The organism is Stenotrophomonas sp. YJH_SMC_40, from assembly GCF_059368615.1.
Genome location: NZ_JCAFRX010000004.1, coordinates 330,478 through 356,877 on the forward strand (window position 1 = coordinate 330,478; position 26,400 = coordinate 356,877).

The 26,400-nt window shown below is 66.2% G+C and carries 18 protein-coding genes; 5 read left to right on the top strand and 13 right to left on the bottom strand.

Going from position 1 to position 26,400, the window contains the following annotated elements; all coding sequences use genetic code 11:
• Positions 1 to 68: 68 nt before the first annotated feature.
• The 3 genes from metH to AC5P6X_RS09910 are packed head-to-tail and all read right to left on the bottom strand — an operon-like array spanning position 69 to position 4,845.
• Complete coding sequence (gene metH, locus AC5P6X_RS09900) at positions 69 to 2,753, bottom strand: methionine synthase (protein ID WP_329756825.1); 2,685 nt, start codon at positions 2,751 to 2,753, stop codon at positions 69 to 71.
• A 57-nt stretch (positions 2,754 to 2,810) separates the two neighbouring features.
• Positions 2,811 to 3,902, bottom strand: a complete 1,092-nt coding sequence (locus AC5P6X_RS09905; RefSeq protein ID WP_111108339.1) for a homocysteine S-methyltransferase family protein — start codon at positions 3,900 to 3,902, stop codon at positions 2,811 to 2,813.
• A gap of 13 nt (positions 3,903 to 3,915) precedes the next feature.
• Positions 3,916 to 4,845 carry an ArsR/SmtB family transcription factor gene (locus AC5P6X_RS09910; RefSeq protein WP_005410251.1) on the bottom strand — a complete coding sequence of 310 codons (930 nt, stop codon included), beginning with the start codon at positions 4,843 to 4,845 and terminating at the stop codon, positions 3,916 to 3,918.
• A 153-nt stretch (positions 4,846 to 4,998) separates the two neighbouring features.
• Here AC5P6X_RS09910 and AC5P6X_RS09915 point away from each other — a divergent pair, with 153 nt between their 5' ends.
• Positions 4,999 to 6,147 carry an acyl-CoA dehydrogenase family protein gene (locus tag AC5P6X_RS09915; RefSeq protein WP_005410250.1) on the top strand — a complete coding sequence of 383 codons (1,149 nt, stop codon included), beginning with the start codon at positions 4,999 to 5,001 and terminating at the stop codon, positions 6,145 to 6,147.
• 45 nt (positions 6,148 to 6,192) lie between these two features.
• Here the strand turns inward: AC5P6X_RS09915 and AC5P6X_RS09920 are convergent, their stop codons facing one another.
• Positions 6,193 to 7,110 carry a hypothetical protein gene (locus tag AC5P6X_RS09920; protein ID WP_322534414.1) on the bottom strand — a complete coding sequence of 306 codons (918 nt, stop codon included), beginning with the start codon at positions 7,108 to 7,110 and terminating at the stop codon, positions 6,193 to 6,195.
• Positions 7,111 to 7,318: 208 nt separating this feature from the next.
• Here AC5P6X_RS09920 and AC5P6X_RS09925 point away from each other — a divergent pair, with 208 nt between their 5' ends.
• On the top strand, positions 7,319 to 7,681 hold the full coding sequence (locus tag AC5P6X_RS09925; RefSeq protein WP_224119239.1) for a hypothetical protein: 363 nt from the start codon (positions 7,319 to 7,321) through the stop codon (positions 7,679 to 7,681).
• A 152-nt stretch (positions 7,682 to 7,833) separates the two neighbouring features.
• Here the strand turns inward: AC5P6X_RS09925 and AC5P6X_RS09930 are convergent, their stop codons facing one another.
• The 3 genes from AC5P6X_RS09930 to AC5P6X_RS09940 are packed head-to-tail and all read right to left on the bottom strand — an operon-like array spanning position 7,834 to position 12,947.
• Positions 7,834 to 11,007, bottom strand: a complete 3,174-nt coding sequence (locus tag AC5P6X_RS09930; protein WP_099481432.1) for a multidrug efflux RND transporter permease subunit — start codon at positions 11,005 to 11,007, stop codon at positions 7,834 to 7,836.
• A 15-nt stretch (positions 11,008 to 11,022) separates the two neighbouring features.
• Complete coding sequence (locus AC5P6X_RS09935) at positions 11,023 to 12,291, bottom strand: efflux RND transporter periplasmic adaptor subunit (RefSeq protein WP_329756828.1); 1,269 nt, start codon at positions 12,289 to 12,291, stop codon at positions 11,023 to 11,025.
• Positions 12,291 to 12,947 carry a TetR/AcrR family transcriptional regulator gene (locus tag AC5P6X_RS09940; protein ID WP_005410245.1) on the bottom strand — a complete coding sequence of 219 codons (657 nt, stop codon included), beginning with the start codon at positions 12,945 to 12,947 and terminating at the stop codon, positions 12,291 to 12,293. Before AC5P6X_RS09940 ends, AC5P6X_RS09935 begins: the two co-directional genes overlap by 1 nt.
• A 250-nt stretch (positions 12,948 to 13,197) precedes the next feature.
• Here AC5P6X_RS09940 and AC5P6X_RS09945 point away from each other — a divergent pair, with 250 nt between their 5' ends.
• The 3 genes from AC5P6X_RS09945 to AC5P6X_RS09955 all read left to right on the top strand — a co-directional run bounded on the left by AC5P6X_RS09945 (position 13,198) and on the right by AC5P6X_RS09955 (position 20,130).
• Complete coding sequence (locus AC5P6X_RS09945; protein ID WP_005410244.1) at positions 13,198 to 18,174, top strand: NAD-glutamate dehydrogenase; 4,977 nt, start codon at positions 13,198 to 13,200, stop codon at positions 18,172 to 18,174.
• Between the two features lie 190 nt (positions 18,175 to 18,364).
• A complete protein-coding gene (locus tag AC5P6X_RS09950; RefSeq protein WP_005410243.1) occupies positions 18,365 to 19,138 on the top strand; it encodes an NAD kinase in 774 nt (257 codons plus the stop codon).
• A 47-nt stretch (positions 19,139 to 19,185) separates the two neighbouring features.
• Positions 19,186 to 20,130 carry a 5'-nucleotidase gene (locus AC5P6X_RS09955; RefSeq protein ID WP_005410242.1) on the top strand — a complete coding sequence of 315 codons (945 nt, stop codon included), beginning with the start codon at positions 19,186 to 19,188 and terminating at the stop codon, positions 20,128 to 20,130.
• Positions 20,131 to 20,310: 180 nt separating this feature from the next.
• On the opposite strand, the gene AC5P6X_RS09960 is transcribed toward AC5P6X_RS09955, so the two are convergent.
• From AC5P6X_RS09960 to AC5P6X_RS09985, 6 genes are all read right to left on the bottom strand, one after another.
• Positions 20,311 to 20,862 (bottom strand): DUF2939 domain-containing protein, encoded by a 552-nt coding sequence (locus tag AC5P6X_RS09960; protein ID WP_049448993.1) that lies wholly within the window; start codon positions 20,860 to 20,862, stop codon positions 20,311 to 20,313.
• 55 nt (positions 20,863 to 20,917) lie between these two features.
• Positions 20,918 to 21,604: a DUF2461 domain-containing protein gene (locus tag AC5P6X_RS09965; protein WP_005410240.1), complete on the bottom strand. Its 687-nt coding sequence runs from the start codon at positions 21,602 to 21,604 to the stop codon at positions 20,918 to 20,920.
• On the bottom strand, positions 21,601 to 23,040 hold the full coding sequence (sbcB, locus tag AC5P6X_RS09970; protein WP_049403118.1) for an exodeoxyribonuclease I: 1,440 nt from the start codon (positions 23,038 to 23,040) through the stop codon (positions 21,601 to 21,603). The genes AC5P6X_RS09965 and sbcB overlap by 4 nt, the downstream gene beginning before the upstream one ends.
• On the bottom strand, positions 23,040 to 24,407 hold the full coding sequence (locus AC5P6X_RS09975; RefSeq protein ID WP_033835128.1) for an FAD-dependent oxidoreductase: 1,368 nt from the start codon (positions 24,405 to 24,407) through the stop codon (positions 23,040 to 23,042). Before AC5P6X_RS09975 ends, sbcB begins: the two co-directional genes overlap by 1 nt.
• 31 nt (positions 24,408 to 24,438) lie before the next feature.
• Positions 24,439 to 25,713 carry a kynureninase gene (kynU, locus tag AC5P6X_RS09980; protein ID WP_012480764.1) on the bottom strand — a complete coding sequence of 425 codons (1,275 nt, stop codon included), beginning with the start codon at positions 25,711 to 25,713 and terminating at the stop codon, positions 24,439 to 24,441.
• Between the two features lie 162 nt (positions 25,714 to 25,875).
• Complete coding sequence (locus AC5P6X_RS09985; protein ID WP_005413911.1) at positions 25,876 to 26,397, bottom strand: 3-hydroxyanthranilate 3,4-dioxygenase; 522 nt, start codon at positions 26,395 to 26,397, stop codon at positions 25,876 to 25,878.
• Positions 26,398 to 26,400: the final 3 nt, after the last annotated feature.

The following is a 26,400-nucleotide window of genomic DNA, read 5'->3' on the forward strand; positions in this document are numbered from 1 at the left end:
AAAAGGGACGGAGGGGATCAAGTCATTTGTGCCACAAGCGACTTGATCCCCTCCGTCCCCATTCTGTGTCATTCGGGATCGTAGTCGAGGTTGGAGGCCAGCCAGCGCTCGGCCTGGGCGCGCTCCACGCCCTTGCGCCGGGCGTAGTCGGTGACCTGCTCGCGGCTGAGGCGCCCGACCACGAAGTACTGGCTTTGCGGATGGCTGAAGTAGTAGCCCGATACCGCGGCGGTCGGAAGCATCGCAAAGCTCTCGGTCAGTTCCATGCCGGCGTTGGCCTCGGCCCGCAGCAGATCGAACAGGCGCCGCTTCTCGCTGTGCTCGGGGCACGCCGGATAGCCGGGAGCGGGGCGGATGCCACGGTACTGCTCATCGATCAGGGCGTCGTTGTCCAGCGTCTCGGCCTGGTCATAACCCCAGAATTCCGTGCGTACACGCTGATGCAGGCGCTCGGCCAGGGCTTCGGCGAAGCGGTCGGCCAGGGCCTTCAGCAGGATCGCGTTGTAGTCGTCATGCTCGGCTTCGAAGCGCGCCACGTGGGCATCGATGCCGATACCGGCGGTGACCGCGAACGCGCCGATCCAGTCCTGCCTGCCGCTGTCGGCCGGCGCGATGAAGTCGGCCAGGCAGAAATCCGGGCGCTCGGCCGGCTTGTCCACCTGCTGGCGCAGGAAGTGCAGGGTGGTCTCGCCCTGTGGGTGCTGCACGCGCACGTCGTCGCCGACGCTGTTGGCCGGCCACAGGCCGAACACGGCCTTGGCGGTCAGCCACTTCTCGCCGACGATGCGGTCGAGCATCGCGCGGGCATCGCGGTACAGCTCGCTGGCCTGGCTGCCGACGATCTCGTCGGTGAGGATTGCCGGGAACTTGCCGGCAAGCTCCCAGGCCTGGAAGAACGGCGTCCAGTCGATGTACTCGACCAGCTCGGCCAGCGGATAGTCATCGAAGACGTGCAGGCCCGGCTGCTTCGGTGCGGGCGGCGTGTAGTTCCCCCAGTCGCCCTGGAACTTCTGCCCGCGTGCATGTTCCAGCGACACCAGGCGCTTGGCATCGCCACGATTGCGGTGCCGTGCCCGGATCTCGGCATAGTCGGCCTCGTTGGCGGCAACGAAGGCTTCGCGCAGGTCGCGCGAGATCAGCGACTGGGCCACGCCGACCGCGCGCGAGGCGTCCTTCACCCACACCGTAGGCGCTTTGTAGTGCGGGTCGATCTTCAACGCGGTGTGCGCGCGCGAGGTGGTGGCGCCGCCGATCAGCAGCGGCAGATTGAAACCCTGGCGCTCCATCTCGCGGGCGACGTGGCTCATCTCCTCCAGCGAGGGAGTGATCAGACCGGACAGGCCGATCAGGTCGGCGTTGTGCTCGCGCGCGGCATCGAGGATCTTCTGCGCCGGCACCATCACGCCAAGGTCGACCACCTCGAAGTTGTTGCAGGCCAGGACCACGCCGACGATGTTCTTGCCGATGTCATGCACATCGCCCTTCACCGTGGCCATGATGATCTTGCCGTTGCTCTTGGCAGTGTCGCCGCTGCGCGCCTTCTCCGCCTCGATGTACGGCAGCAGGTAGGCCACGGCCTTCTTCATCACACGCGCGGATTTCACCACCTGCGGCAGGAACATCTTGCCTGCGCCGAACAGGTCACCGACGATGTTCATGCCGTCCATCAGCGGGCCTTCGATCACGTCCAGCGGGCGGCTGGAGGCCTGTCGAGCCAGTTCGGTGTCTTCTTCCACGAAGGCATCCAGGCCGTGTACCAGCGCATGCGCCAGGCGCTGCGCCACCGGCTTGTCGCGCCATGCCAGGTCTTCGGTCTTCGCCGCGCCCTTCCTGCCCTTGTAGCGCTCGGCGATCTCCAGCAGGCGTTCGGTGGCATCGCTGCGGCGGTTGAGGATCACATCCTCCACGCGCTCACGCAGCTCCGGCTCCAGCTCATCGTAGATCGGCATGGCACCGGCATTGACGATACCCATGTCCATGCCGGCGGCGATGGCGTGGTACAGGAACACCGAATGGATGGCCTGGCGCACCGTTTCGTTGCCGCGGAACGAGAACGAGACGTTGGAGACACCACCGGAGACGTGGCAGTGCGGCAGCGTCTGCTTGATGATGCGGGTGGCTTCGATGAAGTCCACCGCATAGTTGTCATGTTCTTCGATGCCGGTGGCGACGGCGAAGATGTTCGGGTCGAAGATGATGTCCTGCGGCGGGAAGCCGATCTCGTCGACCAGGATGCGGTAGGCGCGGGTACAGATCTCGACCTTGCGCGCACACGTATCGGCCTGCCCGCTTTCATCGAAGGCCATGACCACCGCGGCGGCGCCATAGCGCAGGACCTTGCGCGCGTGTTCGCGGAAAAGCGCCTCGCCTTCCTTCAGCGAGATCGAGTTGACCACGCTCTTGCCCTGCAGGCACTTCAGGCCGGCCTCGATCACGCTCCACTTGGAGGAGTCGACCATCACCGGGATGCGGGCGATGTCCGGCTCGGACATGATCAGGTTGAGGTAGCGGGTCATCGCCGCTTCCGAATCGATCAGGCCCTCGTCCATGTTGACGTCGAGGATCTGCGCGCCGCTCGCCACCTGCTGGCGGGCCACGTCCACGGCTTCTTCGTAGCGGCCTTCCTTGATCAGCTTGCGGAACTGCGCGCTGCCGGTCACGTTGGTGCGTTCGCCGACGTTGACGAACAGCAGGTCCGGGGTGATGACCAGGGGTTCCAGGCCGGACAGGCGGGTAGGGCGGACAGGCGTCATGGCAGGCGTCGGCTCAGCAGCAATAGGGCGGGAAGTGCGGAACGGTGGCGGCGACATTCATGCGGCCTGCTCCCGGGTGCCGGGCAGTGCGCGCGGCGGCAGCCCGGCCACAGCCGCGGCAATGGCGCGGATATGGTCGGGCGTGGAGCCGCAGCAGCCGCCGACCAGGTTCAGCAGGCCATCTTCGGCGAAGCCTCGCAGGGTGCTGGCCATGTCCTCCGGCGTCTCGTCGTACTCGCCGAAGGCATTGGGCAGACCGGCATTGGGGTGTGCGCTGACGTAGCAGTCGGCGACCTGCGCAAGGGTTTCCACGTGCGGTCGCATCGCATCGGCGCCCAGCGCGCAGTTCAGCCCGATCGACAGCGGCCGAGCATGCGCCAGCGAGGCATGGAAGGCTTCCGCAGTCTGCCCGGACAGGGTGCGACCGGAAGCGTCGGTGATGGTGCCGGAGATCATCACCGGCAACCGCGCGCCGCGCGCATCGAACGCTTCCTCCAGCGCATACAGCGCGGCCTTGGCGTTGAGCGTGTCGAAGATGGTCTCGACCATGATGGTGTCGGCGCCGCCGTCGATCAGGCCCTCGATGGCTTCGCGGTAGGTGTCGCGCAGTTCGTCGAAGCTGGTGTTGCGGAAGCCCGGATCGTTCACGTCCGGGCTGATCGAGGCGGTGCGGCTGGTCGGGCCGATCACCCCGATCACGAAGCGCGGCTTCCCCGGGGTGGTTGCGGCCACGGCGTCACAACAGGTGCGCGCGACCGCAGCGCCGGCCTTGTTCAACTCGTACACCAGGTGTTCGAGGTGGTAGTCGGCCTGGCTGACCGAAGTGGCGTTGAAGGTGTTGGTCTCGACCAGGTCCGCGCCCGCTTCCAGGTAGGCGGTGTGAATGTCTGCGACGATCTGCGGCCGGGTCAGCAGCAGCAGATCGTTGTTGCCCTTCAGGTCATGGCCTTCCGGCGTGCCGTGGTCGCAGCCGGGGCCATGGCTGTGATCGTAACCGCCGGCGAAGCGTTCGCCACGGTAATCGTCTTCCTGCAGTCCGTGGCGCTGGATCATCGTGCCCATCGCACCGTCGATGATCAGGATCCGCTCGCGCAGGGCGTCGAGCAGGGCGTTGGCACGCTCAGGATGCAACCAGGGCAGGGCAGGCATGGCGTTCTCGGGCTCAGGGTTTGTGGGCGATCAGCGAAATCACTTCGAAGTGCGGCGGACGCTTCTCGCGGGTGACCGTCTCCAGGCTGGATACCTGCAGGCCGGCCTTGTCGACGAACCTGCGCAGCTCCTTGTCGCTGAAGCCGAGGTTGACGTGGCCGTAGGCCTCCACCGCGGCCTTGTGTTCGTGGCGGGCCAGGCTGCACAGCAGCAGGCGCCCGCCCGGGCGCAGCACGCGCGCGCCTTCGGTCACCGCCTGCGCCGGCTTGCTGGCGTAGGTCAGCGCGTGCATCAGCACTACCAGATCGAAACTGTTGTCCTTGAAGGGCAGCGCATGCATGTCGCCCTCGCGCACTTCCACGTTGGGCAGACGGCGCAGGCGCTCGCTGGCGGCGGCGACCACGCGCGCGCTGGTGTCGATGCAGATGTAGCGCTTGGCATGCGGGGCCACCAGTTCGGCCAGCACGCCGTCACCAGAGGCGATGTCCAGCACGTCGCCGGTCTCCAGCAGCGGCAGCGCGGTGCGGGCGAGGGCTTCCCAGGTGCGCCCCGGGGAGTAGTGGCGTTCCATGTCGCCGGCCACGCTGTCGGCCCAGTTCTGGTCGGAGGCGCGGTGGGCCAGCACGGCAGCGACGCGTTCAGCGTCCTGGCGCAGCAGCGGATCATCGCTTCCGTTGCTCAAGGCATGCCACAATGCACGCTGCGCCGGGTCCAGCTGGGCCTCGTCGAAGCGGTAATAGGCCGATACGCCCGCACGGCGGTCGCGGACCAGGCCGGCTTCCTTCAGGCGCGCCAGGTGGGTGGACACGCGTGGCTGTGCCAGCCGGGTGATCGCCGACAGTTCGGCCACGGTCAGTTCCTCCTGCTCCAGCAGCGCCAGCAGGCGCACGCGGGTCGCATCGGCGAACACCTTCAGGCGGGTCGACCAGTCTTCAAGATCCATAAATATCTACCTATCGCGATATAGAGATATATTCGCTGAAAGGGCCCGTCGCGGTCAAGTCGCCAGCGTACGGAAACAGCCGGGCCCCGGTACAATCGGGACACCTGGGCGCGCCGTATGTAGCCCATAACTTCATGTACCCGGGAGGGTGTTGTGGATTTCAGCTTTACCGAAGAGCAGTTGATGCTGCAGGACGTTGCGCGGCGCATCGCGCAGGAGAAGATCGCCCCGAGCGCGGAGCACCATGACCGTACCGGCGAGTTCCCGCTCGACAACATCCGCCTGCTGGGCGAGAACGGCCTGATGGGCATCGAAGTGCCGACCGAATACGGTGGCGCGGGCATGGACCCGGTTGCGTACGTGCTGGCGATGGTGGAGGTCGCCGCCGCCGACGCAGCCCATTCGACCATCATGTCGGTCAACAACTCGCTGTTCTGCAACGGCATCCTCACCCACGGTACCGAGCAGCAGAAGCAGACCTACGTGCGTGCCATCGCCGAGGGCGAGGCCATCGGCGCGTTCGCGCTGACCGAGCCGCAGTCCGGCTCCGATGCCACCGCCATGCGCTGCCGCGCGGTGAAGCAGGCCGACGGCACCTTCGTCATCAACGGCAAGAAGAGCTGGATCACCTCCGGCCCGGTGGCCAGGTACATCGTGCTGTTCGCGATGAGCGAGCCGGACAAGGGCGCGCGCGGCATCACCGCCTTCCTCATCGATACCGACAAGGCGGGCTTCGGTCGCGGCAAGACCGAGCCGAAGCTGGGCATCCGCGCTTCGGCCACCTGCGAGATCGAGTTCAACGATTACGTGGCGCAGGCCGAAGATGTGCTGGGCCAGGAAGGCGAGGGCTTCAAGATCGCCATGAGCGTGCTCGATGCTGGCCGCATCGGCATCGCCTCGCAGGCCATCGGCATCGCCCGAGCCGCCTATGAGGCGACCCTGGAATACGTGAAGGAGCGCAAGGCGTTCGGCGCGGCCATCGGCACCTTCCAGATGACCCAGGCCAAGATCGCCGACATGAAGTGCAAGCTGGACGCAGCGCTGCTGCTGACCCTGCGTGCCGCGTGGGTGAAGGGCCAGGGCAAGCGTTTCAGCACCGAAGCAGCGGTGGCCAAACTGACCGCTTCGGAAGCAGCGATGTGGATCACCCACCAGGCGGTGCAGATCCACGGCGGCATGGGGTACTCGAAGGAGATGCCGCTGGAGCGTTACTTCCGTGATGCCAAGATCACCGAGATCTACGAGGGCACCTCGGAGATCCAGCGCCTGGTGATCGCGCGCAACGAGACCGGGTTGCGCTGATGGACGCGACGGGGCGGCGATTGCCGCCCCGTTTCCTTTGTGCGATCAACGTGGCAATCGGCAAACGATATCCGTTCCGTTCCATTCACAGACGATCTGCAGCGACTCAGGTGGAGCACCGGGGAACATGTTCACCCCATAGAGGCGACCGGAGTCGATCCATCGATCCAGATCGTCCCGGCTGTTGAAGTTGTAGGTGCCGGCGAAGTGTTGGGCCAGGCCGGGGCTGGTTGCCGCGCCGTCGGGAATCATGTTGCCATTGGCGTCCTTGCTCTGGCCTTGCACGTATCTGGCGGTGTCCACTGACGAAGAGACGATGGCCAGCGTGGTCTTCGAGCCATCGCGCCAGGTGATCCTGTAGATTGCACCGTCGATTCCGAGGGCCTTGCTGACGAAGCTCAGGCCGATCGAGGACAGGAATGTCGCCATGCTGTTCCAGGCCCTCGACGATGTCGTGGCGCCTGTGAATGCCTTGCCCATGGCGCTCTCCAGCCTGAATCGCTCGGTTGCCATCTGCACGACATCGTAGGCGTTGAGGTTCTTGTGCTCTTCCGGGAAGCCTATGCCGTTGGCGTATTGCGGGTCATCAGGATGAACCTCGTACTGGACTCCTCTTCCGGCCCACTGCCGCGGCGCGAACTGTACGGTTGGCACGTTGTTGTCGAGCATCCCCATGATCCGATTGAAGGATGCGTTGATTGGCCCGGGAATCTGCGCCCTGGTGGCGCGATACCGACGTAGCTCGCGATCGTATTCCACATCGAAGCCATGGAGCCGGCGCTGCTGGAAGTCGACGACGATGGTGGGCCCCGTGCCCGAGTAAAGCGCCAGTGCGCGTGGATCGCGACAGTTGTCGCAGACGAGGACGCCTGCCGCATGTGCGTCCTGGACGCTGCTGGCCGCGAAGAGCGCGCCAAGCAGAAGGGCGGGGCGGCTGAAGCGTCGTAGTGGTGCTCTTTCCATGAACTGTCTCCTGGGCGGCATCGGATCGATTGCCGTGGAGGCATCTGGATAGCAACGATCCTGGCGTGCCGCACTTCTGCGCGCCCAGGAATCCAAAGCGGGGGCCTTATGCGAAACCGGTAGACGCCTTGAGCGCCTCGTTGTCGGCGCAGCAATGGAAGGGACTTTTCAGTACAGGCCGTATGCGACCGGTCTCCGGGCAGGCGACATGCCAACGATCCATTGGCATTCCCGCTCCTTGGTCGCAGAATGCTCCACCGTTCATGGACGCCACCACATGCTCATCTATCGAGGCGCAGGGCTGCTGACCCTGCTCACACCGATCGCTGCCGTGCTGCTCATCCTCATCCTGTTCCCGGATCCAGCGGTGGGTCGCGGCAATACTTCACTCAGCCAGGTCCTGCTGGCGTTCGGCCTTGGCTCAGCAATCAACACGGTGCTGGGTTTCGTGCTCAATCGAAAGCCGCGTGCACCTGGGCAGCATGCTCCGCATCACTTCTTCTTCCTGCCGATGCAATGGCCTGCGCTGGCGATTGTGGCGGCATGCGTGGTGATTGCAGTGTTGCGCTGAGACGCTGCCCGGACAGCGCCCACCAAGGTTGGCGACTACTGGGTATGCGTCGCTCCGGTAGATGCCGACCTGGGGCGGCATGGGTCCAGAAGCGGCAACAAAAAAGGCCCCGGATCGCACCGGGGCCTTTCTCGTTTCAGTTCACCGCTGGATCAACGATCCGGACGGTGTGCTGCATCCGCGTCGCGCTGGCGTTCCATGAACTCCTTGGACGGTTCATCCAGCTTGTCGCCCAGCATGCGGCGCACGACCACGAAGAACACCGGGATCATCAACAGGCCGAGCAGGGTGGCGAACAGCATGCCGCCGATCACGCCGGTACCGATGGCGTGGCGGGAATTGGCGCCCGCGCCGGTGGAGATCGCCATCGGGATCACGCCCATGATGAACGCGAACGAGGTCATCAGGATCGGGCGGAAACGCAGGCGGGCTGCTTCGATGGTGGCATCGCGCAGGTTCTTGCCGGCGGCGCGCTGCTCCACCGCGAACTCCACGATCAGGATCGCGTTCTTCGCCGCCAGGCCGATCACGGTGATCAGGCCGATCTTGAAGAACAGATCGTTGGGCAGGCCGCGCAGCATCGACAGGCCGAGGGCACCGAGCACACCCAGCGGCACCACCAGCAGCACTGCCACCGGGATCGACCAGCTCTCATACAGCGCGGCCAGGCACAGGAACACCACTACGATCGACAGCACCAGCAGCAGCGTCGCCGCGTTGCCAGCCAGGATTTCCTGGTAGGACATGCCCGACCAGTCGTAGCCGAAGCCGGCCGGCAGGTCGTCGTTGACGATGCTCTCCATGGTCTGCATCGCCTCGCCCGAGCTGGTACCCGGGGCCTGCGAGCCGACGATGTTGATCGCCGAGTAGCCGTTGTAGCGGCTCAGCGACGGCGGTGCCGACACCCATTCGGACTTGACCACCGTGTTCAGCGGGATCATCGAATTGGTGCCATCGGCGTTCTTGGTCAGGCTGGAGGGGCTGTAGAAGCTCTTCAGCGACTCCTGGCCGGTGCGATACGGACCATCGGCCTGCATGGTCACGCGCTTGATGCGGCCTTCGTAGAAGAAGTCGTTGACGTACACCGGGGCCAGCATCAGCTGGATGGTGCTGTACACGTCCGACACCGACATGCCCATCGACTGCGCCTGCACGCGGTCTACATGCAGCTGCAGCTGCGGCGCGTTTTCCAGGCCGTTCGGGCGCACGCCGACCAGGTGGTCCGGCTTCTGCGCGGCCTGGCCGAGCAGGATGTTGCGGGCCTGCGTCAGCTGCTCGTAACCGGCACCGCTGCGGTCCTGCAGCCACATGTCGAAGCCGCCGAACTGGCCAAGGCCCTGCACGGTGGGCAGGTTGACCACGAAGATCTGCGCTTCCTTGATGCCGTAGAACGCGCCGTTCATGTTCTGGATGAACTCGGGCGCGGTGAACTTGCGTTCCTCCCACGGCTTCAGGCGGATGAAGCCCATGCCGACGTTCTCGCCGGAACCGACGAAGCTGAAGCCGGCCACCTGCAGCATGCCTTCATAGCCATCCTGCTTTTCCAGGATGCCACGCATCTGCGCGAACACTTCGTTGGTCTGGCCCTTGGTCGAGCCCGGCGGCAGCTGCACGATCGCCAGCGCATAGCCCTGGTCTTCTTCCGGCAGGAAGCTGCCCGGCATGCGGGTGAACAGGAAGCCGCACAGTGCGGTGAGCACCACGAACAGGATCATCCAGCGCGGCGCATGGCGCACCGCCGAGGTGATGTGGCCGACATAGGTGTGGCTGATCTTGTCGTAGTACTTGTTGAAGGTGCGGTAGACGATGTTCGGATTGTCGTTGTGCGTCGGCTTGAGGAAGGTCGCGCACAGCGCCGGGGTGAAGCCCAGCGCCAGGAACGCCGAGAACGCCATCGAAATGGCGATGGTCAGGGCGAACTGCTTGTAGATCTCACCGGCGGCGCCGCCCTGCAGGGCGGACGGGATGAACACCGCAGCCAGCACGACGGTGATCGCCACCACCGCGCCGGTGATCTGGGTCATCGCCTTCTGCGTGGCCGGCTTCGGCGCCAGGCCTTCCTCGGTCATGATGCGTTCGACGTTCTCGATCACCACGATCGCGTCATCGACCACGATGCCGATCGCCAGCACCATCGCGAACAGGGTCAGCTGGTTGATCGTGAAGCCGATCATCCACATGCCCAGGAAGGTACCGAGCAGCGCCACCGGGATGACCAGGGTCGGGATCAGCGTGGCGCGGAAGTTCTGCAGGAAGATCAGCATCACCAGGAACACCAGGAACACTGCTTCAAACAGCGTCTTGACCACTTCCTGGATCGAGATCTTGACGAAGGTGGTGCTGTCGTACGGCGAGAACCAGGTCACGCCGGACGGGAAGCTGGGTTGCAGCTCGTCCATCTTGGCGCGCACCGCCTCGGCCACGTTCAGGGCGTTGGCGCCCGGCAGCAGCTGGATGGCGAAGGCACCGGTCGGCTTGCCGTTGTACTGGGTGTCGAAACCGTAGTTGTTGGCACCGAAGGCAACGCGGGCGATGTCCTTCAACAGCACCCGCGAGCCGTCAGCGTTGGCGCGCAGGATGATGTTCTCGAACTCCTGCGGCGAACTGAAGCGGCCTTCGGCCGAGACCGTGGCGGTGAAGTGCTGGCCTTCCGGCGACGGATCCGAGCCAAGCGCACCGGCGGCGAACTGCACGTTCTGCGCGCGCACCGCAGCCAGCACCTGGCTGGCCGACAGGCCATAACCCTGCATCTTTTCCGGGTTCAGCCAGATGTTCATGGCGTACTCGGAACCGAACTGCTGGGTGCTGCCGACGCCGGGGATACGCGAGACCTGGTCGAGCACGCGCGAACCAACGATGTCGTTCAGCGCATCACGGTTGATGGTCGGGGTATCGGACTGCAGCGCCACCACCATCAGGAAGCCGGCGTTGGCCTTGGCCACCACCACGCCCTGCTGGGTCACTTCCGAAGGCAGTCGGGGCGTGGCCAGCGAGACCTTGTTCTGCACCTGCACCTGGGCGATGTCCGGATCGGTACCCGTCTCGAAGGTCAGGGTGATCTGCGCACGGCCGTTGGACGACGAGGAAGAGCTGAAGTACAGCAGGTGATCGATACCGGTCAGCTGCTGCTCGATCACCTGGGTGACCGATTTTTCCGTGGTGTCGGCACTGGCGCCCGGGTAGGTGGCCGAGACGGTGACCTGCGGTGGGGCGATGTTGGGATAGGACTCCACGCCCAGGTTGAGGATCGCGATCACGCCGCTGAGCGAGATCAGGATCGCCACCACCCAGGCGAAGACTGGATGTTCGATGAAAAATTTAGGCATGACGGAAGGTTCCCGTTACTGCTTGTTCGAATCGGTGGCGGCCGGCTTGGCCGCATCGGCCTGCTCGGGCTTGGCCGCGTCGGCCGGTGCCTTGCCAGCAGCCGGTGCGGTGCCCGGCGCAGCGGCGCCGCCTGCGGCCGGCTTGCCGTTGGCGTCCTGCCCCGGGGTCCACGGCTTGGCCACCGCCGGTGCACCTTCCTTGACCTTCTGCACGCCGGCCACGATCACCTTGTCGCCGGCGGCCAGGCCGTCGCTGACCAGCCAGTTGCCGTTCTGCGCGCCATCGGTCTTCACGTTCTTGCGCGCGACCTTGCCGTCGGCGCCGACCACCATCACGTAGCCGCCGGTGGTGTCGCGCAGCAGGGCCTGCTGCGGTACCAGGAAGGCATTGTTGCGTTCGCCCAGGTTGGCCTGGAAGCTGACGAAGGCGCCCGGCAGCAGGATCTGCTGCGGGTTCGGCAGCAACGCACGCAACGACACCGCACCGGTGGCCGGGTCGACCGTGGTCGAGGAGAAGTCCAGGGTGCCCGGCTCGCTGTAGGTGCTGCCATCGGCCAGCTTGACGTTCACCGTGGCCTTGCCGTCGCCCGACAGCGCCAGCGCGCCCTTGGCCTGTTGCGCGCGCAGCTGGGTCAGCTCGTCCACGCTCAGCGAGAAGTTCACGTACAGCGGGTCGAGCTGGTCGACGGTGGTCAGCAGGGTCACATCGCCCTGGCCAACCAGCGCGCCTTCGGTGACCTGCTGCTTGTTGGCCACGCCGCTGATCGGTGCGGTTACTTCGGTGTAGCCCAGGCTGATGCGCGAGGAAGTCACCGCCGCTTCGGCCTGCTTGACCGCCGCCAGCGCGGTACGCTCGGCCGATTCAGCGTTGTCCAGGTCGGACTTGGAGACGAACTGCTGCGGCGCCAGCGAACGTGCACGGTCGGCGGCCACCTTGGCGTTGGCGTAGGTCGCGCGGGCCGAGGCCAGCTGTGCTTCGGAGGCGTTGAGCGAGGCACGCAGCGGCGCTGGGTCGATCAGGAACAGGGTCTGGCCCTGCTTGACCTGCGAGCCTTCCTGGTAGACGCGCTTGAGCAGCACGCCCGGCACGCGCGCACGCACGTCGGCGCTGCGGAACGGCGACAGGCGACCGACCAGCTCGCGCTGCAGCGGCAGGGTCTGCGGCTTGGCGTCGATCACGCCCACCTCCGGCGGCGGGGGCGTCTGCTGTTCCGGCTTCTTGCAGGCAGCCAGCGCGACAGCAACGGCGCACGTCAAGGCAAGGGTGCGGAGTGGGGCGGTCATCAGGAGGAACTCCGGGGTTGGTTTGAAGACGGGGCCGGCGACGGCTGAGGCGCGAAGGCACGCAGGAAGCTGTCGACGGAGAACTCTGCCCAGCGCCGACGCAGCCGCGCGTCATCACGATGGGGGGTATGGAAACGCTGTTTGTCGAAATCCTGACCGGCAATCATGCTCAGCAGCAGTTCGGCCATGAAGTGCGGGTCGTCATGCCGGAGCTGGCCACGCATGCAAACGGTTTCAATCCATTCAGCAAGATGAAGCGTCAGTGCGCCGGCTCCGTGCCGGTACAGCGTACGCGCCTCTTCGGGAAACTGGGCCGCGTCGGCGGCGATCAGCCGGCAAGCCTGGCCCACGTGCGGTTGGTTGAAGTGCTCCAGGAAGTCGGTGGCGAACTGGAGCAGGCTGGCACGCAGGTCGTCAGTGCGGAGTGCACGAACCATGGCGCCGGTAGCGTGGCCGACGTGGCGCTGCATCACCCGGCGCAGCAGTTCCTGCTTGCTGCCGTAGCGCGAGTACAGGGTCTGCTTGGAGCAGCCGGCGTGCTGGGCCACCGCCTCCATGCTCATCTGCATGCCCTGCTGGGCCAGCAGTTCGCGTACGGCGTCGAACACACGCTCATCGCGTGCATCGAGGGCAACGGGGAGGTAGGCCGGGTTCACGCGGTGGACTATACCGTCCAGTTCAGGATTGTGGAATCGCGTCGGCGTCGCCGCGTGTGTCTTCCGGTAACACGTTTTGCCGATCCTGTCGGCAGTGCTGAAACAGGCGCCAGCACCATACCGGTGCGAACTGAATAGGCGTTTGAACCGCAGCAAACCCGAATCTGCTTATTCCGTCCTGCAGCAAGGCCTTTTCGCGCGGTAGGGCTACAATTTCATTTTCCCAACTGAGCAAGCGCATCGCTCTGCCATGAAACCGCAAAAAACCGCAGCCAAGACCGTGAAGAACAAGACGAAACCAGCAGAGTCGGAGGTCGCAGTGACCGCTGGTTTCTCCCTGGAGCCGGTGTACACGGCCTTGCGCAAGCGCTACCCCGCGGCCGCACAGGCCGAAGCAGTGGCCTTTGCCACTGACTTCTACAAGCGCATGGAATCGGACGAGTTCCCGCACCACAGCGCTGAAGAGTGGGCCGCTCTCGCGGCTGAGACGCTGGAATTCGCGCGTGCCCGCAAGGCCGGCAAGGCCAACGTCCGCGTGTTCAATCCGACCGCGAAGGCCAACGGTTGGGAATCGCCGCACACCGTGCTGCAGATCGTCAACGATGACATGCCGTTCCTCGTCGATACGGTCACCATGTCGCTGGCCGAGCAGGGCGTGGGCGTCCACGTGCTGGGCCACCCGGTGCTGCGCTTCACCCGCGACAAGGCCGGCAAGCTGGTCAAGGTCGGCGAGGGTGATGCCGAGTCGGTGATGCTGCTGGAGATCGACCGCCAGCCGGCCGAAGCGATGGCCGCCATCGAACAGGCCATCAACAAGGCGCTGGACGAAGTGCGCGCGATCGTGCGCGACTGGCAGCCGATGAAGGACAAGGCACTGGCACTGGCCGACGACCTGGGCAAGCGCCAGCTGCCGGTCGACGATGCATCGCGCAAGGAAGCACAGGAGTTCCTGCGCTGGGCCGCCGACAACCACTTCACCTTCTTCGGCTACCGCGAGTACCGCGTCGAGAAGCAGGGCAAGGAAGACGTACTGGCGCCGCTGAACGACACCGGCCTGGGCCTGATGCGCGGCAAGGACAAGTCCGCGGCCCGCCCGGTCAAGACCCTGGCCGCGCAGGGCCTGAACGCCACGTCCGGCCTGAAGGACGCGCTGATCCTGACCAAGACCAATGCCCGTTCGCGCGTGCACCGCGCCGGCTACATGGACTACATCGGCGTGCTGGAATTCGACGCCAAGGGCAAGATCATCGGCGAGCAGCGCTTCCTTGGCCTGTTCACCTCCAGCGCCTACAACCGTCGCCCGTGGGAGATCCCGCTGGTGCGCCAGCGCCACGAGCACGTGATGAAGCAGTCCGGCCTGGCCCCGGCCAGCCACAGTGGCAAGGCCCTGCGCCACATCCTGGAAACGCTGCCGCGCGAAGAACTGTTCCAGTCCAGCGAGGACGAACTGTTCCGCACCGCGATGGGCGTGCTGGGCCTGCAGGAACGCGTGCGCAGCCGCCTGTTCCTGCGCCGCGACAAGTACAGCCGTTTCATTTCCGCGCTGGTCTACCTGCCGCGCGAGCGCTTCAACACCGACGTGCGCCTGCGCATCGAGGCGATGCTGAAGGACGCGCTGCACGGTGAGTACGTGGATAGCTCGGTGGTGCTGGGCGAATCGCCGCTGGCCCAGGTGCACCTGATCGTGCGCCCGAAGCCGGGTGAAATGCTCGACGTTGATACCGCCGAACTGGAGCAGAAGCTGGCCCAGGTGCTGCGCAACTGGCAGGACGACCTGCGCGAAGCGCTGGTGGCCCGCCACGGCGAGACCGAAGGCCTGCGCATCGCCGCCCGTATCGGCAGGGCCCTGCCGGCCGGTTACATCGAAGACAACAGCACGGCTGTTGCGGCCAACGATGTCAGCCAGCTTGATGCCCTGACCGGCCCGGACGACCTGCGCCTGAGCCTGCAGGCCGTGCCGCGCGAAAGCGGCGATGGCCTGCGCCTGAAGCTGTATCGCCAGCTGGACGACATCCCGCTGTCGGACGCGCTGCCGATGATGGAAAACATGGGCCTGCGCGTGATCGCCGAGCGTCCGTACCGCCTGTCGGTCGACAACGCCCCGGTGTACGTGCAGGACTTCGAGGTCGAATCGACCGCCGGCGCGATCGATGCCGCCAGCGTCGATGAAGCCTTCGGCGAGACCTTTGCCCGCGTCTGGCACGGCGATGCCGAGAACGACGGCTTCAACCGCCTGGTGCTGGCTGCCGGCCTGCACTGGCGCCAGGTCGCCATGCTGCGTGGCTACTGCAAGTACCTGCTGCAGACCGGCGTGCCGTTCTCGCAGGCCTACGTGGAAGGCACCTTCGCGCGCTACCCGCTGCTGGCCCGACTGCTGGTCGAGCTGTTCGAAGCGCGCTTCGATCCGGCTACCGGCCACGAGAGCAAGGACGACATCGCCGCCGGCCAGGCCCAGCTGAAGGCCCACTTCGATGTGCTGGCTGCTGGCGACGACGCCACCCTGAAGGTGCTCAAGACCGTGGTCGACGCCCGCAAGGGTGACCGCGACGCGCAGATGCAGGCCGCGCGCGATGCGCTGCTGAAGCTGATGGACCGTGTGTCCAGCCTGGACGAGGACCGCATCCTGCGCTCGTTCATGGGCGTGATCGACGCGACCCTGCGCACCAGCTACTACCAGACCGATGCCAACGGCCAGCACGGCCATGTCATCAGCTTCAAGTTTGATTCGGCGCTGGTGCCGGACCTGCCGAAGCCGCGCCCGTACCGCGAGATCTTCGTCTACGGCCCGCGCGTGGAAGGTACCCACCTGCGCTTCGGCGCGGTCGCCCGTGGTGGCCTGCGCTGGTCGGATCGTCGCGAAGACTTCCGTACCGAAGTGCTGGGCCTGGTCAAGGCTCAGATGGTCAAGAACACCGTGATCGTGCCGGTCGGCGCGAAGGGCGGCTTCTTCGCCAAGACCCCGCCGGTGAACGGCGACCGCGACGCGATCTTCGCCAACGGCGTGGCCTGCTACAAGCTGTTCATCCAGGGCCTGCTGGACATCACCGACAACATCGTCAACAACAAGATCGTGCCGCCGGTGGATGTCGTGCGCCACGACATGGACGATCCGTACCTGGTGGTGGCCGCCGACAAGGGCACCGCGACCTTCTCCGACATCGCCAACGGCCTGGCCATCGCGCACGGCTTCTGGATGGGCGATGCGTTCGCCTCCGGTGGTTCGGTTGGCTATGACCACAAGGGCATGGGCATCACCGCACGCGGTGCGTGGGAATCGGTCAAGCGCCACTTCCGTGCGCTGGGCCGTGACAGCCAGACCCAGGACTTCACTGCGGTCGGCGTCGGCGACATGTCCGGCGACGTGTTCGGCAACGGCATGCTGCTGTCGCGCCACATCCGCCTGGTCGCTGCCTTCGACCACCGCCACATCTTCCTGGACCCGAACCCGGATGCGGCCACCACGTTCGTCGAACGTGAGCGCCTGTTCACCGTGCCGCGTTCGAGCTGGGCGGACTACGACGCCAAGCTGATCAGCAAGGGCGGCGGCGTGTACCCTCGCAGCCTGAAGTCGATCGAGATCACCCCGCAGGTGCGTGAAGCGCTGGGCCTGGATGACAACGTCAAGGCGCTGTCGCCGAACGATCTGATGAGCGCGATCCTGAAGGCACCGGTCGACCTGCTGTGGAACGGCGGCATCGGTACCTACGTGAAGGCTGCCAGCGAGCAGCACAGCGATGTCGGCGACCGCGCCAACAACGCCCTGCGCGTGAACGGTGGCGAGCTGCGCTGCAAGGTGGTGGGCGAGGGCGGCAACCTGGGCATGACCCAGCTGGGCCGCATCGAAGCCGCCCAGGCCGGCGTGCTGCTCAACACCGACTTCATCGACAACTCGGCCGGTGTGGACACCTCCGACCACGAAGTCAACATCAAGATCCTGCTCAACGATGTGGTGCGGGCCAAGAAGCTGACCGTCGAGCAGCGCAACAAGCTGCTGGCCTCGATGACCGATGAAGTCGCCGAGCTGGTGCTCAATGACAACTACCGCCAGAACCAGGCGCTGAGCCTGATGGAGCGGATGGCGGTCAAGCGCCTGGGTTCCAAGCAGCACTTCATCCGTACCCTGGAACAGCAGGGCCTGCTGGATCGCCAGATCGAGTTCCTGCCGTCCGACGCCGAGCTGTCCCAGCGCAAGGCACGCGGCCAGGGCCTGACCCGCCCGGAACTGTCGGTGCTGCTGTCCTACTCGAAGCTGGTGGCGTTCGCCCAGCTGCTGGAATCGGACATCCCGGAAGATCCGTACCTGTCCAAGGAACTGCAGCGTTACTTCCCGACCCCGCTGCAGAAGAAGTACGCCGACGCGATGGAGCGTCACCGCCTGAAGCGCGAAATCATCGCCACGGCCGTGACCAACCAGACCATCAACCGCATGGGCGCCACCTTCCTGATGCGCATGCAGGAAGACACCGGCCGTTCCATCGCCGAAGTCGCCAAGGCCTACACCATCAGCCGCGAAACGCTGGATGCGCGCGCGCTGTGGGCGCAGATCGATGCACTCGACGGCAAGGTGCCGGAGTCGGTGCAGATCGACGCACTGGAAGTGATCTGGAAGCTGCAGCGTTCGTTCGTGCGTTGGCTGCTGTCGCGCCCGGGCGCGATGCCGGGCATCACCGAAGCGGTCAACCGCTACCAGGGTCCGTTCAACGACATCCGCGTTGCCTCGGGTGTGCTGCCGGATTCGCAGCGTCCGACCTACGAAGCCCTGGTGGCCGAGTGGAAGGAAAAGGGCCTGCCGTCCGCGCTGGCGCAGCAGCTGGCCGAACTGCACTTCTTGGAGCCGGCGTTCGACATCATCGAACTGGCCCGCACCCGCAAGCTGAAGCCGGTGGACGTGTCCAAGGTCCACTTCCGCCTGGGCGATGCCCTGCAGCTGCCGTGGCTGTTCGAGCAGGTCGATGCGCTGGAGGTCAACGGTCGTTGGCACGCCGTGGCACGTGGCGTGCTGCGTGACGAGCTGGCCGCCAACCACCGCAACCTGGCCGGCCAGGTGCTGGGCACCAAGGGCAGCAGCGCGGAAGCCAAGGTCGCAGCCTGGATGGGCCGTGACGACAACAGCCTGCGCTTCACCCTGGCGATGCTGGCCGAACTGGCCGAGCAGAAGACCCTGGACTACCCGACCGTTTCGGTCGCGGTGCAGCGCCTGGGCCAGCTGGCGGCACACGGCGCGTAAGTGAAGTAGTGCCAGGCCATGCCTGGCATGCGTGAACCGGAACGGCCCCGCGAAAGCGGGGCCGTTCTGCATTGCACGGTAGTGCCGGGCGCTGGCCGGCAGCCGCATGAACCGCAACCGGGTGCAGCTGCCGGCCAGCGGCCGGCACTACCGGGTATGCTCTTGCAGGCACACCCACCCGGATCCACCGATGAGCGACACCCCCCGCATCGCTTTCCTGGCCAGCACCGCCGAGCCCGCGCAGATGGCCCGCGCGGCGATGATCTCGCGTTATGGCGATCACGCGCCGGAGCAGGCCGACGTGCTGTGCCCGCTGGGGGGCGACGGCTTCATGCTGCAGACCCTGCATCGGCATGGGCACCTGGGCAAGCCGGTGTTCGGCATGAAGCTGGGCACGGTCGGCTTCCTGATGAACCAGTACCGTGGAGACGACGACGTGCAGGCCCGCATCGCACGCGCAGAACCGGCCAACCTGCGCCCGCTGGAAATGGTGGCGCTGACCGAGTCCGGCACCAGTACCGGCTCGCTGGCCTACAACGACGTTTCGCTCCTGCGCCAGACCCGGCAGGCCGCGCATATCGGCATCGATCTGAACGGCCAGGAGCGCGTGGCCGAACTGATCGGCGACGGCGTGCTGGTGGCCACCCCGGCCGGCAGCACCGCCTACAACTATTCCGCGCATGGTCCGGTGCTGCCGCTGGGCTCGCACACCATCGCGCTGACGCCGTTGGCCCCGTACCGGCCGCGGCGCTGGCGCGGCGCGATCCTGAAGGCTGATACCGAAGTGCGCTTCCGCGTGCTCGATCCGTACAAGCGCCCGGTCAGCGTGACTGCCGATTCGCACGAGACCCGCGACGTGGTCGAGGTGACCATCCGTGAGTCGAAGGACCGCCGCGTGACCCTGCTGTTCGACCCGGAGCACAACCTGGAAGACCGGATCCTGAGCGAACAGTTCGTTTTTTGAGGACAATGGGCAGCCGGCCGTGCCGACCGCTTGAAGGACCCCCACCGATGGGCGACAACTCCCCCCGTTTGCTGACCGTCGCGGTGACCTCGCGCGCGCTGTTCGACCTCGAGGAAAGCCACGCGCTGTTCGAGAGCGATGGCGTGGCGGCCTATGCCGAATTCCAGCGCCAGCACGAGGACGATATCCTCGGCCCCGGCGTGGCCTTCCCGGTGGTGCGCAAGCTGCTGGCTTTGAACCAGGGGGCCAGCCCGGAGAATCCTCGCGTCGAGGTGATCCTGCTGTCGCGCAACTCGGCCGATACCGGCCTGCGCATCTTCAATTCGATCCAGCACTACGGCCTGGGCATCATCCGCGCAACGTTCACCGCCGGCGAGCCGACCTGGCCGTACGTGAAGCCGTTCGGCACCGACCTGTTCCTGTCGGCCAACCCGGAATCGGTGCGCAGCGCGCTGCGCCACGGCATCGCCGCGGCGACCATTCTGCCCAAGCCGCCTGGCGAAACCGCCGCCGCGGCGGCCGACCAGATCGATACCGGTCGCCCGGCCGGCCAGTTGCGCATCGCCTTCGACGGTGACGCAGTGATCTTCGGTGACGAGAGCGAGCGCATCTCACGCGAGCAGGGCGTGGAGGCGTTTGGCCGGCACGAGCGTGAACGGGCCCGCGAACCCCTCAGCGGCGGCCCATTCCGCGGTTTCCTGTCGGCCCTGCATACGCTGCAGGAAGTGTTCCCGGCCGGCGAGAGCGCGCCGATCCGCACTGCGCTGGTGACCGCACGCTCGGCACCGGCGCATGAGCGCGTAATCCGCACCCTGCGCGAGTGGGGAGTGCGCCTGGACGAAGCGCTGTTCCTCGGCGGCCGCCACAAGGGGCCGTTCCTGCAGGCGTTCGGTGCCGACATCTTCTTCGATGATTCGCAGCACAACATCGACAGTGCGCGCGAACACGTGGCCGCCGGCCACGTACCGCACGGTGTCGCCAACGAGGGGTGAGACCATGCCGGGTGGGTGCCAACCGTTGGTTGGCACTGCCATGCATCGACGCCCACCAAGGTGGGCATCTACCAGAGCGCTGTACCGCGGTAGTCGCCAACCTTGGTTGGCGCCGTCCTGGATCCATGCCCACCAAGGTGGGCACCTACCGAAAGCAGCACCGTCGAAGGGCATGACCCGTCACGGGGTGCCCGACATCCCCAACTGCAGATCCACCACCTTCCAGCGCAGGCCCTGCGGTTCCAGCACCACTTTCATCGGCGGCTGGTCGGGGCCGCGATCGACGTCGATCACGAAGCGGTCCAGCGCTTCGAAGTGATGCTCGGCGTTCTTCAATGGCCGTGCCGGCTCGGTCGCGCCGAAGGCATCACCGCCCTGCAGTTCATTGCGGCCGCGCTTCCACAGCACGTGGCCCTGCAGCATTGCGCCGATCCCGGTCGGGGTCACCATGGTTTCCACCGCTGCACCGCCGAGCTGGTCGCCAAGGCCGTAGAGCAGGGCGCCGAACGGGCTGGCCGCTACATCCGGGCCGGCCTGGCGTACCAGATAGTCGTTGAGCTGGGCGCGCAGGCTGCTGCGCACGCGAGGGAAATCGACATAGCGTTCCAGTCGCGCCGTGTCGCGTTCTTCGATGGCCTTGGACAGGCCATGCACGGCCATGTACGGGCCGCCGAACCACCACGCAGCCAAGGCCAGGACCAGCAGCACGGCCAGTGCAGTGAGCTTCTTCATGCTGTCCAGACTGCCGCAAGTGAGGCAGCCAGTGGTGAACGGCAGGTGATGCGGCTCAGAACTCCAGGTCCAGCGCCGCGCACAGGTAGTCAACGAACGGGCCGAGCCCAGCCAGGTCCTTGCCCAGCGTGGACAGCAGGCGCGGGCCGGTCATGGTGGCATCGTCCAGCGAGCGCCACATCACCCAGTTGCGGTGCTTGAGGTCGTCGATGAACTCGAAGTCGGCCGGGAAGCCACGCGGGGGCCGCACCAGCTTTTCGCTCTCCTCGAAATCGAAGCGTTTGCGCAGGGCCGGTGCATGCGCGGCGGCCTTCCAGCTGCCCGGATTGTCGAGGATGAAGTGGCGTACGCGGCGCTGGGTTTCCGGTTCCGGATGCCACAGGCCAGCGCCGACGAAACTCTCGCCCGGCTGCAGGTGCACGTAGAACGAGGGCGCGGCCACTTCGCGGCGGCGCTCATGGAACAGGCGTGCACCCTGCCAGGTCTTGTACGGCGACTTGTCGTTGGAAAAACGCGCGTCACGATGGATGCGGAACAGCGAACCACCGACGCCACGGGTATCGGCGCGGAAGTGCTCGCTGACCTCGGCCAGCGCCGGCTGCAGGTCGCCCAGCAGGCGCAGGAACGGCTGCCGCACGTGGTCTTCGTACTGCTGGCGGTGATCGTTGAACCAGGCCTTGTCGTTGTGCCGCGCAAGGCTGCGCAGGAACTTGAAGCTGGCGTCCGAGAAATAAGTGCTCACAGCGTCTCCTGCAGGTGCTGGCCCCAGTCGCGCAGCGATTGCAGCAGGGCCTGGCGCCGGGTGTCATCGGGCGCTTCGGCGGCCAGTGCATCCAGCTGCTGCTGGTACTGGGGCAGGTTGAGTTCGCCCAGGCCGCCGTCTCCGAGCAGGCGCTGGCGGCGGTAATCCTGCCAGCGCTGGCGTTCAGGCGGCGCGAGGCTGTCGGGATGATTGCGCGCGCGGTAGCGGAACAGCAGCTCCGGCAGGCGCGGGTCGCGGAAGCGACCTTCCAGCGCGGCCAGCTGCTCGGGCGCAGTGGTGCGTGCAAGCGCAAGCAGCGGCTTGTCACCGTTGCCGAGGAAGCCGTCGTACAGCGAGGCATCGACGTCGGCCACGGTGGCGGCGCGGGGCTGGTTGTAGACCTGCCGGGCCTTCTCGGCCAGCTGCGGGGCGAACGCGCGCAAGCGCTCCACCTTGGCTTCGATCGCAGCCACATCCAGGCCGAGGCGCGCGTGATCATCGGCGCGCAGGTGGTTCCAGGCGATCAGCGCCGGCACCTTGTTCAGATGCACTTCCTTCAGAGGTACCCGTGCCGCGCCTTCGGGCAGCTCGCTGGCGCGCATGTACAGGCGCTGTGCGATCACCTCGGCCGGCAGTTCCAGCAGGTCGTCGATCTCGCCTTCCAGGTCGAATACGATCACCCGGTTGTTGATGGTCGGGTGCACGGCCAACGGCAGCACCGGTGCCGCGCACAGGCGGCTGGCCGGGTAGCGCATGGAAATGTGCAGCACCGGCTTCATCGCGGCCACGTCCAGCAGGCCGCCGACGAAACGCTTGTCGCGCAGCTTCAGGGCGTAGTCCCACAGGCGTGGTTGCGACTGCTTGAACAGCCGCGCCATGCCGATGGTGGCGCGCACGTCGGACAGTGCTTCGTGTGCATCGCCTTCGCGCACGTGGTTGGCCTCGGCCAAGTGCTCAAGTTTGAATGAGGTGGCGCCATCCTCGCGCAGCGGCCACTGGATGCCGTCCGGGCGCATCGCGCGCATCAGCCGCAGCATGTCCAGCAGGTCCCAGCGCGAATTGCCGTTGCGCCACTCGCGTTCGTACGGGTCGTGGAAGTTGCGGAACAGCCCGTAGCGGACGAACTCATCGTCGAAGCGCAGCGTGTTGTAGCCCAGCGCGCAGGTGCCGGGGCGCGACAGCTGCTCGTTGATGCGGTCGAAGGCCTCGGCCTCGCTGATGCCCTCGGCCAGTGCCTGCTGCGGGGTGATGCCGGTAACCAGGGTGGCCATCGGCGAGGGCAGCAGGTCATCGGCCGGGCGCACGAAGAAGCTGACCGGGGTGTCGATTTCGTTGAGATCGGCGTCGGTGCGGATGGCGGCGAACTGCGAGATGCGCGTGCGCCGCGGGTCCTGGCCGAAGGTTTCCAGATCGTAGAACAGGAAGCTGTCAGCCATCAGTGCGCGCCCTCCAGGACCGGCAGCTGCGCATGAATCTGCGCTTCCAGCGCGGCCCAGTCGATGTTGTCCAGTGAATCATGGCCGGTGGTGGCGGCCACCAGCATGTCGCGTTGCAGTTCGGTGCGGCGCAGCGCCTCGGCGTACGGCGTGTGCAGGAAGGTGACCATGGTGTAGTGCGGCACGAAGCGGGTCGGCCAGCGCCGCTGCAGTTCCTGTTCCAGTTCGCGCTGCAGCAGGAATGCAGGGTCGGCGACGCGGTCGCGCATTTCCAGGTAGTTCTCGAGCGCCATCTGCTGGATGGCACGTGCATTCGGCTTGCGCTCGGCTTCGAACGCGGCGAACGCACCTTCCAGATCATCGGCCTCCATCAGGTGGCGGGCCAGCGCAACGCAGTCCTCGAACGCGCAGTTCATGCCCTGGCCGTGGAACGGCACCATCGCATGCGCGGCGTCGCCGATCAGCACGGCACGGCCCTGCTGGTGCCAGCGATCGAGCGTCAGCGTGCCAAGCAGGCCCGGCGGGTGCTGTTCCCAGTCTGCGCGCAGGTTCGGGATCAGCGGCAGGGTGTCGGCGAACTCGCGCGCGAACAGCGCCTCGGCCTGCGCGCCGGTATTGATCGTGGCGAAGCTGGGATCGCCCTGGTTGGGCAGGAACAAAGTGACGGTGAAGGTGCCTTCGTGATTGGGCAGGGCGATGCACATGTAATGGCCGCGCGGCCAGATATGCAGCGCGTTGCGCTCGATGCGGAAGCTGCCATCGTCGGCCGGCGGAATTTCCAGCTCCTTGTAGGAGTGATCGAGGAACGCGATTTCCTCGCCCAGCGGCGCCCGCCGGTTCATCGCCGCGCGCAGGGCCGAGCCTGCACCATCGGCACCGATCAGGGTGTCGAATCGGATGTCATGCGGGCTGTCGTCGCGGTCGTCGATGAAGCGTGCGTAGCCGGCATCGAAATCGACGGTGTGCAGGCGGCGGTGGAAGTGTACGGTCGCGCCAGCCTGTTCGGCCAGTTCCAGCAGCGTGGTGTTGAGGTCGCTGCGATGGATCGACCAGATCACTTCGCTGTCGTCGCGGCCATAGCGCTGCAGCTGCGGTTCGCCTTCGCGCGGATGCACCATGCGTCCGCGCATCATCACCGCGCGCGCCATGACCTCGTCTTCCACACCGGCCTGGCGCAGCGCATTGCGCCCACGCTCGGCCAGCGCCAGGTTGATCGAGCGGCCGCTCTCGTAGTCGGCCACGCGTGGATCGCCACGGCGTTCGTACAGGGTGATGCGCCAGCCCTGGCGTGACAGCAGGATGGCCAGCAGCGACCCGGCGAGGCCGGCACCGATAATGCTCAACGAGCGGGAAGCATGTGCGATCAACGAACTGTCCAGCAGTAGGGGAGGGACCGGCTCAGAGGCCGGCCCAGGCTTCCACTTCCTCGACGAAGTGGTGCACGTCCAGATAGCGGTTGTAGAGCGGGGTGGGCGAGATGCGGATCACGTCCGGCTCGCGCCAGTCGCCGAGCACGCCGATGCCGCGCAGGTGCTCGAACAGCGCACGGCCGCGCTCGCGCCCACCGATCACGCGCAATGACAGCTGGCAGCCGCGGCGCTGCGGCTCGGCCGGGGTGATGATGTCGAGCACGCCGGACAGGCGTGCACGTACAAGCGCTTCGAGCATGCCGGTCAACGCCAGCGACTTGCTGCGCAGTGCCTCCATGCCGGCGCGCTCGAACAGGTCCAGCGACGCGCGCAGCGGCGCCAGGCCGAGGATCGGCGGATTGCTGAGCTGCCAGCCTTCGGCACCGATGGCGGGGGTGAACTGCGGTGCCATCTGGAAGCGGGTGGCTTCCTCATGGCCCCACCAGCCGGCAAAGCGCGGCAGCGTGGTGTCGCGGTGATGGCGCTCGTGCACGAACGCGCCGGCCACCGCACCCGGGCCGCTGTTGAGGTATTTGTAGTGGCACCACACGGCGAAATCGGGTGCGACGTCATGCAGGCGCAGCGGCAGGTTGCCGACCGAGTGCGCCAGGTCGAAGCCGATGCGCGCGCCCTGCAGGCGGGCAGCACGGGTGATTGCATCGAGGTCGAAGGCCTGGCCGGTGCGGTACTGCACGCCGGGCCACAGCACCAGTGCAAGGCGCGGACCGTGTTCGGCGATGGCGCGCTCGATCGCGGTGAGCGAGATCGTTCCGTTGGCTTCGTCCGGTTGCACTTCCACCAGGCACTCGGCGGGGTCGAACCCGTGGAAACGGATCTGCGCTTCGACCGCGTGTCGGTCGGTCGGGAACGCACCGGCTTCCATCAGGATCACCGGACGCTGCGCGGTCGGTCGGTAGAAGCTGACCATCATCAGGTGCAGGTTCACGCTCAGCGTGTTCATCGCCACCACTTCGCTGGGCAGTGCACCGACCACGCGGGCCAGCTGCGCGCTCACCAGGCGGTGGTAGGACAGCCACTGCGTCGGGCCGGTGAAGTGGCCTTCCACCGCCAGCTCGCCCCATTGCTTCATCACTTCCTGCACCGCGGCCTGGGCGCCACGCGGCTGCAGGCCCAGCGAGTTGCCGACGAAGTAGGTCTGCTCGCCACCGCCATGGCGCGGAATCAGGAATTCGTTACGCAGCGGGCGCAGCGGATCGGCGGCGTCCAGGGCAATGGCGTGGGTGCGGCTGAGCAGGTCGGACATGGTCGGGCAACAGGCTGCAACGGGACCGCCAGTGTAGCGCCTGGGGCATGGCCCGGTAGACGCGGCCACGCTTCGAGCGCCGCGTTTTCTGGTAGTGGCCCACCTTGGTTGGCGCGCGTGGATCCATGCGCCCACCAAAGTGGGCGCCTACCGGTGTGGGCGTCAGCCCGCCGCCGGCACCGGCAGCGGATCCACGTGCCCGCACTGGCTGCAGGTACGCAGCTCCAGGCTGGCGTGATAGCGCGCGAACACCTTGGGCAGGTCGGTCTCGATGTTCTGCAGCGGGAAGAACTCTTCGTGCAGCTTGTGGTTGCAGCGTTCGCAATGCCAGATCACGCCGTCCTTCTCGTGCGGCAGGCGCTTGCGCTCGACCACCAGGCCGATGCCGCCGGGCGGGCGCCGCGGCGAGTGCGGCACCCTGGCCGGCAACAGGAAGATCTCGCCGGCGCGGATCGGAATGTCGCGCACCGCGCCGTCCTCCTGCACCTTCAGCACCATCTCGCCCTCGAGCTGGTAGAACCACTCCGGGCCTTCGTCGTAGTGATAGTCGGTGCGCGAATTCGGCCCGCCCACGACCATCACGATGAAGTCGCCGTTGTCGATCATCTTGTTGCCCACCGGCGGCTTCAGCAGGTGGCGGTTTTCTTCGATCCAGGCGTGCAGGTTGATCGGCGAGGCGAGCATGGT

Coding starts and splice junctions, on each gene's coding strand:
- metH (WP_329756825.1), bottom strand. CDS start 2,753: ATGACGCCTGTCCGCCCTACCCGCCTGTCCGGCCTGGAACCCCTGGTC.
- AC5P6X_RS09905 (WP_111108339.1), bottom strand. CDS start 3,902: ATGCCTGCCCTGCCCTGGTTGCATCCTGAGCGTGCCAACGCCCTGCTC.
- AC5P6X_RS09910 (WP_005410251.1), bottom strand. CDS start 4,845: ATGGATCTTGAAGACTGGTCGACCCGCCTGAAGGTGTTCGCCGATGCG.
- AC5P6X_RS09920 (WP_322534414.1), bottom strand. CDS start 7,110: ATGGAAAGAGCACCACTACGACGCTTCAGCCGCCCCGCCCTTCTGCTT.
- AC5P6X_RS09925 (WP_224119239.1), top strand. CDS start 7,319: ATGCCAACGATCCATTGGCATTCCCGCTCCTTGGTCGCAGAATGCTCC.
- AC5P6X_RS09930 (WP_099481432.1), bottom strand. CDS start 11,007: ATGCCTAAATTTTTCATCGAACATCCAGTCTTCGCCTGGGTGGTGGCG.
- AC5P6X_RS09935 (WP_329756828.1), bottom strand. CDS start 12,291: ATGACCGCCCCACTCCGCACCCTTGCCTTGACGTGCGCCGTTGCTGTC.
- AC5P6X_RS09945 (WP_005410244.1), top strand. CDS start 13,198: ATGAAACCGCAAAAAACCGCAGCCAAGACCGTGAAGAACAAGACGAAA.
- AC5P6X_RS09950 (WP_005410243.1), top strand. CDS start 18,365: ATGAGCGACACCCCCCGCATCGCTTTCCTGGCCAGCACCGCCGAGCCC.
- AC5P6X_RS09955 (WP_005410242.1), top strand. CDS start 19,186: ATGGGCGACAACTCCCCCCGTTTGCTGACCGTCGCGGTGACCTCGCGC.
- AC5P6X_RS09960 (WP_049448993.1), bottom strand. CDS start 20,862: ATGAAGAAGCTCACTGCACTGGCCGTGCTGCTGGTCCTGGCCTTGGCT.
- sbcB (WP_049403118.1), bottom strand. CDS start 23,040: ATGGCTGACAGCTTCCTGTTCTACGATCTGGAAACCTTCGGCCAGGAC.
- kynU (WP_012480764.1), bottom strand. CDS start 25,713: ATGTCCGACCTGCTCAGCCGCACCCACGCCATTGCCCTGGACGCCGCC.
- AC5P6X_RS09985 (WP_005413911.1), bottom strand. CDS start 26,397: ATGCTCGCCTCGCCGATCAACCTGCACGCCTGGATCGAAGAAAACCGC.